The 16,414-nt window shown below is 54.7% G+C and carries 12 protein-coding genes; 6 read left to right on the forward strand and 6 right to left on the reverse strand.

Features of this window, described 5'->3' with window-relative positions; genetic code table 11:
* The first annotated feature begins 122 nt into the window (after positions 1-122).
* Both ACOTX2_RS14240 and ACOTX2_RS14245 read left to right on the forward strand, forming a co-directional pair.
* A complete protein-coding gene (locus ACOTX2_RS14240; protein WP_063148366.1) occupies positions 123-1,640 on the forward strand; it encodes a DUF3300 domain-containing protein in 1,518 nt (505 codons plus the stop codon).
* 10 nt (positions 1,641-1,650) lie between these two features.
* Positions 1,651-2,442: a DUF2950 family protein gene (locus ACOTX2_RS14245; RefSeq protein WP_032625516.1), complete on the forward strand. Its 792-nt coding sequence runs from the start codon at positions 1,651-1,653 to the stop codon at positions 2,440-2,442.
* Between the two features lie 52 nt (positions 2,443-2,494).
* Here the strand turns inward: ACOTX2_RS14245 and lpdA are convergent, their stop codons facing one another.
* From lpdA to pdhR, 4 genes are all read right to left on the reverse strand, one after another.
* The gene (lpdA, locus tag ACOTX2_RS14250) at positions 2,495-3,919 is read right to left on the reverse strand and encodes a dihydrolipoyl dehydrogenase (RefSeq protein WP_003856313.1); all 1,425 of its coding nucleotides are present in this window, start codon (positions 3,917-3,919) and stop codon (positions 2,495-2,497) included.
* 175 nt (positions 3,920-4,094) lie between these two features.
* The gene (aceF, locus tag ACOTX2_RS14255; protein WP_022647065.1) at positions 4,095-5,990 is read right to left on the reverse strand and encodes a pyruvate dehydrogenase complex dihydrolipoyllysine-residue acetyltransferase; all 1,896 of its coding nucleotides are present in this window, start codon (positions 5,988-5,990) and stop codon (positions 4,095-4,097) included.
* Positions 5,991-6,004: 14 nt separating this feature from the next.
* Positions 6,005-8,668 carry a pyruvate dehydrogenase (acetyl-transferring), homodimeric type gene (gene aceE / locus ACOTX2_RS14260; protein ID WP_022647064.1) on the reverse strand — a complete coding sequence of 888 codons (2,664 nt, stop codon included), beginning with the start codon at positions 8,666-8,668 and terminating at the stop codon, positions 6,005-6,007.
* A 123-nt stretch (positions 8,669-8,791) separates the two neighbouring features.
* Entirely contained in the window at positions 8,792-9,556 is a 765-nt protein-coding gene (pdhR, locus tag ACOTX2_RS14265; protein ID WP_006173806.1) for a pyruvate dehydrogenase complex transcriptional repressor PdhR, read from the reverse strand.
* A gap of 537 nt (positions 9,557-10,093) precedes the next feature.
* On the opposite strand from pdhR, the gene aroP reads away from it, so the two are divergent.
* The 3 genes from aroP to ACOTX2_RS14280 all read left to right on the forward strand — a co-directional run bounded on the left by aroP (position 10,094) and on the right by ACOTX2_RS14280 (position 13,987).
* Entirely contained in the window at positions 10,094-11,464 is a 1,371-nt protein-coding gene (aroP, locus tag ACOTX2_RS14270) for an aromatic amino acid transporter AroP (RefSeq protein WP_023299335.1), read from the forward strand.
* A 164-nt stretch (positions 11,465-11,628) separates the two neighbouring features.
* On the forward strand, positions 11,629-13,026 hold the full coding sequence (locus ACOTX2_RS14275) for a glycoside-pentoside-hexuronide (GPH):cation symporter (protein WP_022647062.1): 1,398 nt from the start codon (positions 11,629-11,631) through the stop codon (positions 13,024-13,026).
* Between the two features lie 10 nt (positions 13,027-13,036).
* A complete protein-coding gene (locus ACOTX2_RS14280; RefSeq protein WP_063148365.1) occupies positions 13,037-13,987 on the forward strand; it encodes a family 43 glycosylhydrolase in 951 nt (316 codons plus the stop codon).
* Positions 13,988-14,005: 18 nt separating this feature from the next.
* On the opposite strand, the gene ampE is transcribed toward ACOTX2_RS14280, so the two are convergent.
* Together ampE and ampD are read right to left on the reverse strand one after the other, a co-directional pair.
* On the reverse strand, positions 14,006-14,860 hold the full coding sequence (gene ampE, locus ACOTX2_RS14285; protein WP_023299333.1) for a beta-lactamase regulator AmpE: 855 nt from the start codon (positions 14,858-14,860) through the stop codon (positions 14,006-14,008).
* Positions 14,857-15,420, reverse strand: coding sequence for a 1,6-anhydro-N-acetylmuramyl-L-alanine amidase AmpD (ampD, locus tag ACOTX2_RS14290; protein ID WP_421625929.1), 564 nt, complete (start codon positions 15,418-15,420; stop codon positions 14,857-14,859). Before ampD ends, ampE begins: the two co-directional genes overlap by 4 nt.
* Positions 15,421-15,507: 87 nt before the next feature.
* Between ampD and nadC the strand changes: the two genes are divergently transcribed.
* On the forward strand, positions 15,508-16,401 hold the full coding sequence (gene nadC / locus ACOTX2_RS14295) for a carboxylating nicotinate-nucleotide diphosphorylase (protein WP_063148363.1): 894 nt from the start codon (positions 15,508-15,510) through the stop codon (positions 16,399-16,401).
* The last annotated feature ends 13 nt before the right edge of the window (positions 16,402-16,414 follow it).

The following is a 16,414-nucleotide window of genomic DNA, read 5'->3' on the forward strand; positions in this document are numbered from 1 at the left end:
TCTTTATCCGGACGCTCAGGTTGGTTTCCCAACAATAGTCAAAACTGTAAAACACGAGTGAATGATACTCGCGGCAACAGCAACGCCTCACGGCACTGCACTCGTCTCGTTGGAGTCAATCTATGAAGTTGCCTTTTAAGCCACATCTTCTTGTTCTGCTTTGCAGTGCGGGGCTGTTTGCCGCCTCGGGTGTCATGTACGTTAAAAGCCGCGCAACGGAACCTGCTACGCCTGCTCCGGTTGCACAACAACCTGGCGCACCGGTAGCCCAGCCTGCGCCCGTCGCTGCCCCGGTCTACACTGCGGCGCAAATCGACCAATGGGTTGCCCCTGTCGCGCTTTACCCGGATGCCCTGCTGTCGCAAATCTTGATGGCGTCGACCTACCCGTCAAATGTTATTCAGGCCGCGCAGTGGTCGAAAGACAATCCTAAAATGCAGGGTGATGCCGCCCTGCAGGCGGTAGCCACCCAGCCGTGGGATCCCAGCGTAAAATCCCTGGTTGCGTTTCCTCAGCTGATGTCGTTGATGGGCGAAAATCCGCCATGGGTACAAAATCTGGGAGACGCCTTCCTTGCACAGCCGAAAGATGTGATGGATTCCGTACAGCGGCTGCGCCTGCTGGCCCAACAAACGGGTGCGCTGCAATCCACACCGCAGCAGACGGTCATCACGGTCACGAAACCTGCATCGACAAAAACCACGACAACCGCAACGCCTACCAGCCCAACGGTGATCAAAATTGAATCCGCCGATCCACAGGTGGTTTACGTCCCTACGTATAACCCGAATACGGTTTATGGTACCTGGCCTAACACCGCTTACCCGCCGGTCTATCTTCCGCCTTCACCCGGCGAGCAATTCACTGACAGTCTGGTTAAAGGATTAGGTTTTAGCCTCGGGGTCGCTACAACCTACGCCATTTTCAGCAATATTGACTGGGATGACGACGACTGGGATCACCATCATCACGATGATGACTGGGACAATCACGGCGGTTATAACCGCAACGGTGATAACAACATCAATATCAACGTGGATAATTTCAACAGAATCAGCGGGCAGCACCTGAACGGTAATAACCACACCTGGCAGCACAATCCTGCCTATCGTGAAGGCGTGCCTTACCCGAATAACCAGCTGGCTAACCGCTTCCACTCTACACATACAGCCACCGGGCTAAGCGCGACGCAGCAAAATCCAGTCAATCGCGACAGCCAGCGCCAGGCCGCTCTCAGCCAGATGGAAAAATCAACGGGTAAAACCCTCCCACACTCAGTACATACAGCCACGCGGGACGCACAACGTCTGGCCTCAACGCAACAGTTGAAGCAGATCTCGCAGCGAAATAACTATCGTGGATATGACACCAGGCCACAGGCCGTAAAACGGACGAGCACGCCGCAGCGTGAACATCATCAGACTGACATGCACAGACAGGAGAAGCGGGTTTCACAGACGGTACAGCAGCCAGCCAGGCTGCATCGGGCCAATGCCCTGAGCGGCAACGACAGCCGCTCCGCCAACTGGCAAGCCCAGCAGCAGCGCGGGGCGCAAAGCCGGCAGCTCGCTACTCGTCAACATCAGCCGCGCCAGCTCACTGGTGAACGCGCTGAACGCCATGAATTCCGTCATCGTTAAGGGAGCCGACATGAAACGTCAATTACTCAGTGGAATGGTGTTGTTCATGGTCTCGGCGGCCGTCATGGCACAGCAATCGTTCAGTTCGCCAGAACAGGCGACCAGTGCGTTGGCAAGCGCCATCAGCGAGCAAAACGAAAGTGCGATGAACAATTTGCTCGGTGAAAACTGGCGCGATTTTCTGCCGCCCGAAGGCGTTGATCCTGATGCGGTCGATCGCTTCCTGCGCGACTGGAACGTTCATCATAAAACCGTCATCAGTGGCAACGTGGCGCACCTGGTGGTGGGCGATAACGGCTGGCAGCTACCGATCCCGGTGGTCAAAACGGCATCTGGCTGGCAGTTTGATATGCAGGAAGCCGCAGAAGAGATCCTGACCCGCGAAATCGGGCGCAACGAACTCGCAGCCATCGAAGCGCTTCACGCCTATGTTGATGCCCAGCAGAGCTATTTTGCGATGAACCAAAAGTACGCGCAGAAGATAGTCAGTTCTGAAGGTAAAAAGGATGGACTGTACTGGCCCGTCGCTCCCGGTGAAACGCCCAGCCCACTGGGTCCGGCGTTCAGTCCTCCACAGTCGGGGGCGGGTTACCATGGTTACCGATTCCGCATCCTGCCGGATAAAAATGGCTTTGCCATGGTCGCCTGGCCGGTGAACTACGGTCAGACGGGGGTAATGAGCTTTGTAATTAACCAGGATGACGCGGTTTATCAGGCAGATCTCGGCAACGATTCGGCGCAGAAAGCGCAGGCTCTTAGTGAATACCAGCCGGATAAGACCTGGCAGCCTGTCACACCCTGAACGCAGCGCATAAAAAAAGCGGCCTGAGGCCGCTTTTTTCATCTGAAGAAACTTATTTCTTCTTCGCTTTCGCGTTTGGCAGGTCAGTAATGCTACCTTCAAACACTTCTGCCGCCAGGCCCACGGACTCATGCAGAGTCGGGTGTGCGTGGATGGTCAGCGCGATGTCTTCTGCGTCGCAGCCCATTTCGATAGCCAGACCGATTTCACCCAGCAGCTCGCCGCCGTTGGTACCGACAATCGCACCACCGATGACGCGGTGAGTCTCTTTGTCGAAGATCAGTTTGGTCATACCGTCTGCGCAGTCGGACGCGATAGCACGGCCAGAAGCAGCCCACGGGAAGGTGGCAGTTTCGTAGCTGATGCCTTTCTCTTTCGCTTCTTTCTCAGTCAGACCAACCCATGCAACTTCTGGCTCGGTATACGCGATAGATGGGATCACTTTCGGATCGAAGTAGTGCTTCATGCCGGCGATAACTTCAGCGGCAACATGACCTTCGTGAACACCTTTGTGCGCCAGCATTGGCTGACCGACGATATCGCCGATAGCAAAGATGTGCGGCACGTTGGTACGCAGCTGTTTGTCAACGCGGATGAAGCCACGGTCGTCCACTTCCACGCCAGCTTTGCCCGCGTCGAGATTTTTACCGTTCGGCACACGGCCGATAGCCACCAGCACGGCGTCGTAACGCTGTGGTTCGGATGGGGCTTTTTTGCCTTCCATGGAAACGTAAATACCGTCTTCTTTCGCTTCAACGGCAGTCACTTTGGTTTCCAGCATCAGGTTGAATTTCTTGCTGATGCGTTTGGTGAAGACTTTAACGATATCTTTGTCGGCTGCCGGGATTACCTGGTCGAACATTTCAACCACGTCGATCTCTGAACCCAGCGCATGGTACACAGTACCCATTTCCAGACCGATGATACCGCCGCCCATAACCAGCAGACGCTTAGGAACGGTTTTCAGCTCCAGCGCATCGGTGGAATCCCACACGCGTGGATCTTCATGTGGAATGAATGGCAGTTCGATTGGGCGAGAGCCTGCCGCGATGATCGCGTTGTCGAAGTTAATCACGGTTTTGCCGTTTTCGCCTTCCACTTCCAGGGTGTTCGCACCGGTGAATTTACCCAGACCGTTTACCACTTTCACTTTACGGCCTTTGGCCATACCCGCCAGACCGCCGGTCAGCTGAGTGATAACTTTCTCTTTCCAGGTACGAATTTTGTCGATATCGGTTTTCGGCTCGCCGAAGACGATACCGTGTTCAGCCAGCGCTTTGGCTTCTTCGATAACTTTCGCTACGTGCAGCAGCGCTTTAGAAGGGATACAGCCGACGTTCAGACAAACACCGCCGAGGGTGCTGTAACGTTCTACGATGACGGTTTCCAGACCTAAATCCGCGGCGCGAAATGCTGCGGAGTAACCTGCCGGGCCTGCCCCAAGTACTACGACCTGAGTTTTGATTTCTGTGCTCATCATGACCTCTTAATGTATACCCGTCGTCCACCGGGTCGTTCTATCCGCCCGTATTTTACAAAACTGTTAACAATTTTGAAACAACAAACGGCTCACGAATTATCGCTTTCACCAATAACCTCAAAAACCCCATGAGATTATCAGAAAAAAGCCGGCCGACTGGCCGGCTTTTCGATTACATCACCAGGCGGCGAATGTCGCTCAGGGTGTTGTTGATGATGGTGATGAAACGCGCACCATCAGCCCCGTCGATTACGCGGTGGTCGAAGGACAGAGAGATTGGCATCATCAGACGCGGCACGAACTCTTTGCCATTCCACACCGGCTCCATCGCGGACTTGGACACACCGAGGATAGCCACTTCCGGCGCGTTTACAATCGGCGCGAAGTGGGTGGTACCCAGGCCGCCGATGCTGGAGATAGTGAAGCAGCCGCCCTGCATTTCGCCGGCAGTCAGCTTACCATCACGCGCTTTTTTGGAGATGGTGGTCAGTTCACGGGACAGCTCAGTAATGCTCTTCTTGTTCACGTCTTTGAAGACCGGAACCACCAGACCATTTGGCGTATCAACCGCAACACCGATGTTGATGTATTTCTTCAGCGTCAGCTTCTGGCCGTCTTCAGACAGGGAGCTATTGAAGCGTGGCATCTGCTCAAGGGCAGCGGCAACGGCCTTCATGATAAAGACCACTGGGGTGAACTTCACGTCCAGCTTACGCTTCTCAGCTTCGGCGTTCTGCTGTTTACGGAACGCTTCCAGATCGGTGATATCGGTCTTATCGAAGTGCGTAACGTGCGGGATCATCACCCAGTTACGGCTCAGGTTAGCACCAGAGATTTTCTGGATACGGCCCAGCTCCACTTCTTCGATTTCACCGAACTTACTGAAGTCCACTTTCGGCCATGGCAGCATGCCCGGGATACCGCCGCCAGCGGCTGCCGCAGGTGCAGCTTCGGCGCGTTTCACCGCGTCTTTCACGTAAGCCTGAACGTCTTCGCGCAGGATACGACCTTTACGGCCGGTGCCCTTCACTTTCGCCAGGTTCACACCGAATTCGCGCGCCAGGCGACGAATCAGCGGAGTCGCGTGGACGTAAGCGTCGTTTTCAGCGAACTCAGATTTTTCTGCTTTAGCAGCAGGGGCAGCAGCAGGTTTAGCAGCCTGAGCCGGTGCAGCAGCAGGTGCCGGAGCAGCCGCGGCAGCCGGAGCGGCGGCAGGCGCTGCGCCTTCCACTTCGAAGACCATGATCAGAGAGCCGGTAGACACTTTGTCGCCGGTGCTGATTTTGATCTCTTTAACGGTACCGGCGAACGGCGCAGGCACTTCCATAGAAGCTTTGTCGCCTTCAACGGTGATCAGTGACTGTTCAGCGGCAACTTTGTCGCCCACTTTCACCATCACTTCGGTCACTTCAACTTCGTCACCGCCGATATCCGGTACGTTAACGTCTTTCGCGCCGCCAGCAGCCGCTGGTGCAGCGGCCGGAGCCGGAGCAGCAGCCTGAGCAGGCGCAGCGGCAGGTGCTGCACCCGCCACTTCAAAGACCATGATCAGCGAGCCGGTAGACACTTTGTCGCCGGTGTTGATCTTGATCTCTTTAACGGTACCGGCGAACGGTGCTGGCACTTCCATAGAGGCTTTGTCGCCTTCTACGGTGATCAGTGACTGCTCAGCCGCAACGGTGTCGCCCACTTTCACCAGGATTTCGGTAACTTCAACTTCGTCACCGCCGATGTCAGGCACATTTACTTCTTTCGCTGCCGCGGCCGCTGCTGGAGCAGCAGCAGGAGCGGCTTCTTTCTTCTCTTCCTGCGCAGGTGCAGCAGCTGCTGCACCGTCGGCGGAATCGAAAATCATGATCAGTTTGCCAGTCTCGGTTTTATCGCCAACAGAGACTTTGATCTCTTTAACGATGCCAGCCTGAGGAGACGGGACTTCCATAGAGGCTTTGTCGCCTTCTACGGTGATCAGCGACTGTTCAGCTTCAACTTTGTCGCCTACTTTGACCAGGATCTCGGTGATTTCAACTTCATCAGCCCCGATGTCCGGTACATTGATTTCGATAGCCATTATTCTTTTACCTCTTACGCCAGACGCGGGTTAACTTTATCTGCATCGATGTTGAATTTGGTGATTGCGTCTGCAACCACTTTCTTATCGATTTCGCCACGTTTAGCCAGTTCGCCCAGTGCTGCTACAACCACGTAGGAAGCATCAACTTCGAAGTGGTGACGCAGGTTTTCGCGGCTGTCAGAACGACCGAAGCCGTCAGTACCCAGTACGCGATAATCATCAGCTGGAACGTAAGTACGAACCTGCTCAGCGAACAGTTTCATATAGTCAGTAGACGCCACCGCTGGCGCGTCGTTCATCACCTGAGCGATGTACGGAACGCGTGGGGTTTCCATTGGGTGCAGCATGTTCCAGCGCTCACAATCCTGGCCATCACGCGCCAGTTCAGTGAAGGAGGTCACAGAGTACACATCGGAACCCACACCGTAGTCTTTCGCCAGGATCTGCGCTGCTTCACGAACGTGACGCAGGATAGAACCGGAGCCCAGCAGCTGAACTTTACCTTTGCTACCTTCGATGGTTTCGAGTTTGTAGATACCTTTACGGATACCTTCCTCGGCACCTGCTGGCATTGCCGGCATGTGGTAGTTTTCGTTCAGGGTGGTGATGTAGTAGTAAACGTTCTCTTGCGCTTCACCGTACATGCGCTGCAGACCGTCATGCATGATGACTGCCACTTCGTACGCGTAAGACGGGTCGTAAGAGATACAGTTAGGGATAGTCAGAGACTGAATGTGGCTGTGACCATCTTCGTGCTGCAGACCTTCACCGTTCAGGGTCGTACGACCAGAAGTACCACCGATCAGGAAGCCGCGAGCCTGCTGGTCGCCTGCCTGCCAGCACAGATCACCGATACGCTGGAACCCGAACATGGAGTAGTAGATGTAGAACGGGATCATCGGCAGGTTGTTGGTGCTGTAAGAGGTCGCAGCAGCCAGCCAGGATGCGCCTGCGCCCAGCTCGTTGATACCTTCCTGCAGGATCTGACCTTTCTCGTCTTCTTTGTAGTATGCAACCTGCTCACGGTCCTGCGGGGTGTACTGCTGGCCGTTCGGGCTGTAGATACCGATCTGACGGAACAGACCTTCCATACCGAAAGTACGCGCTTCGTCGGCGATGATTGGAACCAGACGATCTTTGATTGACTTGTTCTTCAGCATCACGTTCAGGGCACGAACGAAAGCGATAGTGGTAGAGATCTCTTTGTTCTGCTCTTCCAGCAGCTGAGAGAAGTCTTCCAGGGCTGGCAGTTCCAGCTTCTCGGTGAAGTTAGGCTGACGAGCAGGCAGGTAGCCTTTCAGCGCCTGACGACGTTCGTGCAGGTACTTGTGCTCTTCAGACCCTTCCGGGAAGGTGATGTAAGACAGGTTTTCTACCTGCTCATCGGTCACTGGAACGTTGAAACGGTCGCGGATATAACGCACGCCGTCCATGTTCATTTTCTTAACCTGGTGAGCGATGTTTTTACCTTCTGCGGTATCACCCATGCCGTAACCTTTGATGGTGTGGGCCAGGATCACAGTCGCTTTACCTTTGGTTTCCTGCGCTTTTTTCAGTGCAGCGTAAACTTTCTTCGGATCGTGACCACCGCGGTTCAGCGCCCAGATCTGCTCGTCAGTCCAGTCTGCAACCAGGGCTGCGGTTTCAGGATATTTGCCGAAGAAGTGCTCACGAACGTAGGCACCGTCTTTGGATTTGAAGGTCTGGTAGTCGCCGTCAACGGTTTCGTTCATCAGCTGGATCAGTTTACCGCTGGTGTCTTTACGCAGCAGCTCATCCCAACGTCCGCCCCACATGACTTTGATCACGTTCCAGCCTGCACCCGCGAAGATGCCTTCCAGTTCGTTAATGATCTTGCCGTTACCGGTTACCGGACCATCCAGACGTTGCAGGTTACAGTTGATGATGAAGCACAGGTTGTCCAGCTTCTCACGGGTCGCGATGGTGATCGCGCCTTTAGATTCTGGCTCATCCATTTCACCGTCGCCCAGGAAGGCGTAAACGGTCTGCTCAGAGGTGTCTTTCAGACCACGGTGTTCCAGGTACTTCAGGAATTTAGCCTGATAGATTGCACCAATTGGACCCAGACCCATAGATACGGTCGGGAACTGCCAGAACTCAGGCATCAGTTTAGGGTGCGGATAAGAAGACAGACCCTTACCGTGAACTTCCTGACGGAAGTTGTTCATCTGCTCTTCAGTCAGACGACCTTCCAGGAAGGCACGTGCATAGATGCCCGGAGAGATGTGGCCCTGGAAGTACACCAGATCGCCGCCGTCTTTCTCGTTGGCTGCACGGAAGAAGTGGTTGAAGCACACTTCGTAAACGGTCGCAGAGGACTGGAAGGACGCCATGTGGCCACCCAGTTCCAGATCTTTCTTGGATGCGCGCAGAACGGTCATGATAGCGTTCCAGCGGATAGCAGAACGGATACGGCGTTCCAGATCCAGATTGCCCGGGTATTCCGGTTCGTCTTCGACGGCAATCGTGTTTACGTAGTTGCTAGCCCCTGCACCTGAAGCCACTTTCACGCCGCCTTTGCGCGCTTCTGAAAGCAGCTGATCAATCAGATACTGAGCACGCTCAACACCTTCTTCACGGATGACCGATTCGATCGCCTGTAGCCAGTCGCGAGTTTCGATCGGATCCACGTCATTTTGGAGACGTTCTGACATGGGGGTATTCCTTATCTATCTAATACGTTGATTTGTCTGGAACCTGTCCCATTGTGCTCTCGGTTAAGAACACAATAAGACAGGTTCTGCGTTTAGTTGCCGCGCTCTAAAAGTACCTGGCGCTTAATCCTTTCGTTGCTGTATGCGGCGCAATGAACGCTCGCGACGCGATTGTTCACGGCTGCGGTCCAGCAAGATTTCCTCAATGAAAGCCAGATGGCGGTGCGACGCTTCACGCGCCTGCTCCGGTTCCCCGGCCATTATCGCCTCGAATACTCGGGTGCGATGGTTGCTTACCAGCGGGAGCATCTCCCGACGGGCATACAACAATTCAAAATTCTGACGAACGTTCTGGGCCAGCATGGGCTCCATGCAGCGTAGCAGATGGAGGAGCACCACGTTGTGCGCTGCTTCGGTGACGGCAATTTGATACTGGACAACGGCGCTGGATTCGGCGTCTAAGTCGCCGGACTGCTGTGCCCGTTCAATGGCCTGATGCAGCTCGCGAATACGTACGCGGTCTTCATCAGTGCTGCGAAGGGCGGCGTAATAGGCCGCGATACCTTCCAGCGCGTGACGGGTCTCAAGCAGATCAAACTGGGATTCTGGGTGGTCAGAGAGAAGTTCTACCAGCGGGTCGCTGAAGCTCTGCCACAGGCTGTTTTGCACAAAGGTTCCGCCACCCTGACGACGGAGCAACAGGCCCTTTGCTTCGAGACGTTGAATCGCCTCACGCAGAGAGGGGCGTGAAACGTCGAACTGTTTTGCCAGCTCGCGTTCTGGCGGGAGTTTCTCGCCCGGGCGCAGTGTCCCTTCGAGAATCAAAAACTCCAGCTGCTGCTCAATCACATCGGAAAGTTTTGGTTGGCGAATTTTGCTGTAGGCCATATTCCCTGTCTTACGCCTTTTTGCCCGGAGTCAATTGGTCTTACCAATTTCATGTTCGTATCGCTAAAGTAACAAAGTATTCACCTTCTGTCCATATTGGTTTTGATTGAAATCAGGAAACCCGGCACATTTTAACAACCTTACAGAACTAACGTTTCAGGAATGTAACTTTGCACAAATGAAATGATTACTCCCAAAGGGGCAGTTTTAACCATATTTAAACGAGGGATTTTGCAATCTGAAGCGATTCAACAAGGCAAAATATGAAAATTCGTCCACTTATGACGCATTTCTATTCTATAGGTTGGGGTATGAGGGGTTAACGTACCGATTTACAATTGGTTTCTTTTTATTCAAGTCGTCATCATCCCTTCATAAAGCAGGTGCATTCGCTGGCACTTACCACTATTCTGGCGCTAACGGAAGCCATCTCCGCTTTTTTCGGTATCGTTAACCGTAAAGAAATAAATACAGAATATGGACTTTCATAATTACACACGCACAGCGTGAACATAACAACCACACACGAGGTTTCAAATGGAAGCTCAACAGCATGGCGATCAGCTAAAGCGCGGCCTTAAAAACCGCCATATTCAGCTCATTGCCCTGGGCGGTGCTATTGGTACTGGCCTGTTTCTGGGCAGTGCGTCCGTTATCCAGTCGGCCGGTCCGGGCATCATTCTGGGTTACGCAATTGCAGGTTTCATTGCGTTTTTGATTATGCGCCAGTTAGGGGAAATGGTCGTTGAGGAGCCGGTTGCAGGCTCTTTTAGCCACTTTGCCTACAAATACTGGGGCAGCTTTGCGGGCTTCGCCTCCGGATGGAACTACTGGGTTCTTTACGTGCTGGTTGCTATGGCGGAACTCACCGCCGTCGGTAAATACATTCAATTCTGGTACCCGGAGATCCCCACCTGGGCGTCTGCGGCAGTCTTCTTCGTGCTGATCAACGCCATTAACCTGACCAACGTGAAAGTGTTTGGGGAAATGGAGTTCTGGTTCGCCATTATCAAAGTAATTGCCGTTGTAGCGATGATCATTTTTGGCGGCTGGTTGCTCTTCAGCGGCAACGGTGGCCCGCAGGCAACCGTACGCAACCTCTGGGAACAGGGCGGGTTCCTGCCGCACGGCATGACCGGCCTGGTAATGATGATGGCGATCATTATGTTCTCCTTCGGCGGTCTGGAGCTGGTGGGCATCACCGCCGCGGAAGCCGACAACCCGGAGCAGAGCATCCCGAAAGCCACAAATCAGGTTATCTACCGTATTCTGATCTTCTACGTGGGCTCCCTGGCGGTCCTGCTCTCCCTGCTGCCATGGACACGCGTCACGGCGGATACCAGCCCGTTTGTGCTGATCTTCCACGAGCTGGGCGACACCTTCGTGGCGAACGCGCTTAACGTCGTAGTGCTGACCGCCGCGCTCTCTGTTTATAACAGCTGCGTTTACTGCAACAGCCGTATGCTGTTCGGCCTGGCGCAACAGGGCAACGCACCGAAAGCGCTGCTTACCGTTGATAAACGTGGCGTACCGGTTAACACCATTATCGTGTCGGCGGTCGTGACGGCGCTTTGCGTTCTGATTAACTACCTGGCACCGGAATCGGCCTTCGGCCTGCTGATGGCGTTGGTGGTTTCCGCGCTGGTGATCAACTGGGCGATGATTAGCCTCGCGCACATCAAGTTCCGCCGCGCCAAGCAGCAGCAGGGCGTAACCACGCGCTTCCCTGCCCTGCTCTATCCGCTGGGGAACTGGGTTTGCCTGCTGTTCATGGCGGCCGTGCTGGTCATCATGCTCATCACGCCAGGCATGGCGATTTCCGTCTACCTCATCCCGGTGTGGATTGCGATCCTCGGCGTGGGCTATATGGTGAAACAGAAAAACGCCAAAACGGTGAAAGCGCACTAAGTGTTTTCTCGCTGTACCCGCGGTTGCGGGTACAGCGTCTTGTTACCTTCCTCACAAATTCACGCCAACAGCAAAATCCTCCATATCACCGCCCTTATATTGCAACGCATATATCCGTTTGCCAGCGAATAATTCTCTCCATACCGAAACCCGGAGATCTGTCGATGGATAACAACAAACTGTCAGTAAAAGAAAAGATCGGCTATGGCATGGGTGACGCCGGATGCAACATTATCTTTGGCGCCATCATGTTATTTGTTAACTATTTTTATACGGATATTTTTGGTCTGGCGCCTGCGCTGGTTGGGGTACTGCTGCTGTCCGTTCGCGTGATTGACGCCGTAACGGACCCAATCATGGGCGCGATTGCCGACCGTACCCGCAGCAAATATGGCCGATTTCGTCCATGGCTACTGTGGATTGCCTTCCCCTATGCGCTGTTCAGCATCCTGATGTTCACCACCCCAGAGTGGAGCTATAACAGCAAAGTTATCTATGCATTTGTCACCTACTTCCTGCTGTCGCTGACCTATACCGCCATCAACATTCCGTACTGCTCGCTCGGTGGCGTGATCACCAACGACCCAAAAGAGCGCGTAGCCTGCCAGTCCTATCGTTTTGTTATGGTCGGTATCGCCACGCTGCTGCTGTCGCTTACGCTCCTGCCAATGGCCGACTGGTTCGGTGGGGATAACAAAGCCAAAGGCTACCAGATGGCGATGACCGTGCTGGCGCTGATTGGTACCTGCATGTTCCTGTTCTGCTTCGCCACGGTGCGCGAGCGCGTTCGCCCGGCTGTACAAACCCACGACGAACTGAAAAACGACCTGAAGGATGTGTGGAAGAATGACCAGTGGGTGCGCATTCTGCTTCTGACGCTCTGCAACGTCTGCCCGGGCTTTATCCGCATGGCGGCCACCATGTATTACGTCACCTGGGTAATGGGGCAAAGCACCCATTTCGCCACGCTGTTTATCAGCCTGGGCGTTGTCGGCATGATGTTCGGCAGTATGCTGGCGAAAGTGCTGACCGACCGCTGGTGCAAGCTGAAGGTCTTCTTCTGGACCAACATCGCGCTGGCGATTTTCTCCTGCGCCTTCTACTTCTTCGACCCGAAAGCGACGACAACCATTGTTGTGCTTTACGTCCTGCTGAATATCCTGCACCAGATCCCATCCCCTCTGCACTGGTCACTGATGGCCGACGTGGACGACTACGGTGAATGGAAAACCGGGAAACGTATCACCGGGATAAGCTTCTCCGGCAACATTTTCTTCCTGAAGCTGGGTCTGGCGATTGCCGGGGCGATGGTTGGCTTCCTGCTCTCCTGGTACGGTTATGACGCGGGCGCAAAAGCGCAGAGCGCGGATGCCATCAACGGCATTGTGCTGCTCTTTACCGTCATTCCTGGCATTGGATATTTAATTACCGCGGGCGTTGTACGTCTGCTGAAAGTGGACCGTGAGACCATGAAGCAAATCCAGTCCGATCTGGAGAAGCGTCGCACCAACTATCGTGAACTGAGCGACTATCAGGAATTTAAAGCCGCTGAGACTAAATAAGGAAAGCCGAATGCAAACCTGGCCAAACCCGTTTATTGAACAACGCGCCGACCCGTATATCCTGCGTCACGAAGGACAATATTACTTTATCGCCTCCGTGCCGGAGTATGACCGGCTGGCGATCCGCCGCGCGGACTCGCTGGAAGATTTAGGCAATGCCGAAGAGGTAGTTGTCTGGCGCAAGCCCGACACCGGCCCGATGAGCCAGCTGATCTGGGCACCGGAACTGCATCATATCGACGGCAAGTGGTACATCTACTTTGCCGCCACACATACCCAGGCGCTCGACGAACTCGGGATGTTCCAGCATCGCATGTTCGCCATTGAATGCGCAGATCGCGATCCGCTCACCGGTACGTGGGTGGAAAAAGGGCAAATCAAAACCCCGTTTGACACCTTCGCGCTGGATGCCACTACCTTTGTGCATCAGGGCAAACGCTGGTATCTGTGGGCGCAAAAAGCCCCGGACATTTCCGGTAACTCCAATCTTTACCTGTGTGAAATGGAAAATCCGTGGACGCTGAAAGGCGAGCCGGTGATGCTCAGTAAACCGGAATATGACTGGGAGTGCCGCGGATTCTGGGTCAACGAAGGCCCGGCGGTGCTGTTCCATGGCGATAAGCTATTTATCAGCTATTCCGCCAGCGCCACCGACGAGAATTACTGCATGGGATTACTGTGGATAGACGTAGATGCCGATCCGCAAAACCCGGCTAACTGGCATAAATCCCCGCGCCCGGTGTTCGTCACCAGCTACGAAAACCGTCAGTATGGACCAGGCCATAACAGCTTTACGCAGACGCCGGAAGGCGACGATGTGCTGGTCTACCACGCGCGAAACTACACTGAAATTGAAGGCGATCCGCTTTACGATCCGAATCGCCACACTCGCCTGAAGCTCGTCCGCTGGGACGACAACGGGATGCCTGATTTCGGCATCCCGCCTGCGGATACGCTGTAACGGCTTCGGCGCGCTGGGTCAGACCAGCGTGCCGTAAATCGTCAGCAACGCCACAATCACCACCACCACAAACGACGTTTTTTTCGCCATCGAGACGGCAGCTTTAGGCGTTTCGACTTTATTCGTGTGCGGCTCGCGAGCCAGCGAGAATTGAGCCAGTCGGGTTAAGACCTGATACTGCGCGGTATGGCGGTCTGCAAGGGAGGCAAACCACGCTGGCAACGCCTTTTCACCGTGACCGATGAGGGCATAGACCACGCCGACCAGTCGCACCGGAAGCCAGTCGAGCACGTGCAGAATGGCATCAATGCCGGACTGGAGACGTTCATGCGGCGTAAGGTAGCGGGCAAGCCAGGTCTGCCAGGCGCGCAGAAAAGCATAGCCCATCAGCAGTACTGGTCCCCATGGACCGCCCACCACAAACCAGAACAGCGGCGCCAGGTAGTAACGGAAGTTAATCCACAGCAGCGCGTTTTGTAGCTCGCGCAGAAATTCGCGTTCATCGCAGTCCGGCGGTACGCCGTGGATCATCGTCAGCTCGCTCGCCATCGCGCCGCGCGCGTGGACATCATCCCGGGAAGCAGCTTTCAGATACGCGTGATAGTGCAAACGCACCTTGCCCGCGCCAATACACAACACGCCCAGCAGTATCCATACCACCAGCAGCGGCACGTTGAAAAAGAGGCCGTAAAGTGAGCGTAGCAACAGGAACGTAATCACCATCACACCTGCCGTCATAAGCAGCGTGCGTAGCATGGAAAAATGCCTGATCCGGCGGAATAACACTTCCAGCCGATGATCCAGATGCCAGTGCTCGCCGAGCTTAAACAGGCGTTCGGCGATCATAACCAGCAGCATGGTAAACAACGTCATGTTATCTCCTTATCTGACGACGTGGTAAGCATGGCGTGAAACCGGGACCAGTCAAACGCCGGGCCGGGGTCGGTTTTTCTTTCGGGGGCGATGTCGCTGTGCCCCGTAATATTGTCTGCAATGGCGGGATAAAGCCCCACTAAAGTTTGCGTCACAGCAACCAGTTTCTGATATTGCGCATCGGTGTAAGGCGTGGTGTCCGTTCCTTCCAGTTCAATTCCAATGGAGAAATCATTGCACCGCTCGCGCCCCTGATACATCGACACGCCGGCATGCCAGACTCGCTTATCAAAAGGAACATACTGAACCACTTCGCCATCACGGCGGATCAGGCAGTGCGCCGATACGCGCAAATGCGCAATCTCAGCAAAGTAAGGATGAGCATCGGGATCTATCGTTCCTGTGAATAACGCGTCGATCCACGGACCGCCAAACTCACCTGGCGGGAGACTTATGTTGTGAACCACCAGCAGTGTGGGCTTTTCATCCTCCGGGCGGCAATCGTGGTGCGGCGACGGTACATGTCGCGCGTCCACCAGCCATCCGTTTTCTAACAACATGCTGGAACTCCTTATCTATGGTGCTGTTACTCGGTTCAGAGTAGCATGTTTCAATATTATGATTCGTTACCAATTTGGAGTTTTATCATGCCGCCTCGCCGCTATAACCCCGACCACCGACGTGACGCGCTTCTGGAACGTATTAATAGTGATATCCCGGCAAGCGTTGCCCATGCCCTGAGAGAAGACCTCGGCGGTGACGTCAGCGCCGATAACGATATTACCGCCCAATTGTTGTCAAAAGAGACACGGTCGCACGCGGTAGTCATCACCCGCGAAGCGGGGGTTTTCTGCGGCAAACGCTGGGTTGAGGAGGTCTTTACCCAGCTGGCGGGCGACGAGGTGCAGGTAACATGGCACGTTGAGGACGGTGATGCGGTCACGGCAAATCAGCCACTGTTCGAGCTGGACGGCCCGTCCCGCGTCTTGCTGACCGGTGAACGCACCGCGCTCAATTTTGTGCAAACGCTCTCTGGCGTTGCCAGTGAAGTACGCCGCTACGTTGACCTGCTGGCAGGCACCCGCACGCAGCTGCTGGATACCCGTAAAACCCTGCCGGGCCTGCGCACCGCGCTGAAATACGCCGTGCTCTGCGGCGGTGGCGCCAACCATCGTCTGGGGCTATCCGATGCCTTCCTGATCAAAGAGAACCACATTATTGCCTCTGGCTCGGTACGTCAGGCCGTGGAAAAAGCCTTCTGGCTGCATCCGGATGTGCCGGTCGAAGTGGAAGTGGAAACGCTGGATGAGCTGGACGAGGCCATTAAAGCGGGGGCTGACATCATCATGCTCGATAACTTCGACACGGAGCAGATGCGTGAAGCGGTCAAACGCACAAACGGCCAGGCGCAGCTTGAGGTGTCCGGCAACGTGACGTTCGACACCCTCCGCGAATTTGCTGAAACCGGCGTCGATTATATCTCCGTTGGCGCCCTGACCAAGCACGTACGTGCCCTGGACCTCTCGATGCGCTTCAAATAACTGATCTTCCCCT

The sequence above is a fragment of the Enterobacter cloacae complex sp. IR5412 genome (assembly GCF_049237385.1).
GTDB classification, from domain to species: domain Bacteria; phylum Pseudomonadota; class Gammaproteobacteria; order Enterobacterales; family Enterobacteriaceae; genus Enterobacter; species Enterobacter intestinihominis.